This window comes from Deinococcus pimensis DSM 21231, assembly GCF_000519345.1.
Classification (GTDB): domain Bacteria; phylum Deinococcota; class Deinococci; order Deinococcales; family Deinococcaceae; genus Deinococcus_A; species Deinococcus_A pimensis.
In genome coordinates this window covers 19866-20226 of the sequence record NZ_KI912650.1, presented here as the reverse complement: position 1 = coordinate 20226, position 361 = coordinate 19866, and the positions used below count along the sequence as shown (strand labels likewise).

Here is a 361-nt window from a genome sequence, read left to right as displayed (position 1 = left end):
CGCGGAGCTCGTCCGGGATTCCGGCGCGCACCTGCTGCTCAGCGGCATGGGCGCCCCCCGTCAGGAGACCTTCAACCAGTACTGGCGGCAGGTGATGAACGTGCCCGTCATGATCGGCTGCGGCGGCACCATCGACGTGATCGCCGGGACCGCCCAGCTCGCGCCCGCCTGGACGCGCCGCATGGGCGTCGAGTGGATCTGGCGCGTCGCCGGGAACCGCTCGCGCTGGAACCGCGCGCCGAGACTGCTGAAGTTCGTGCGGCTCGTGCGGGCCCGCAAGAAGCGGCAGCGCTGAACGAACGTGCCGGGCCCGAGGGGGCCCGGCACGCGTCCTGTCCTGGCGTTCAGGCCACGTCGCGCA

1 protein-coding gene is annotated in these 361 nt (G+C 72.6%); it reads left to right on the top strand.

Annotated features, from left to right (window positions below):
• Nucleotides 1-295, top strand: a 295-nt coding sequence (locus DEIPI_RS31190) for a WecB/TagA/CpsF family glycosyltransferase (RefSeq protein ID WP_157463668.1), incomplete at its 5' end; no start/stop codon positions are given.
• Between the last annotated feature and the right edge of the window lie 66 nt (nt 296-361).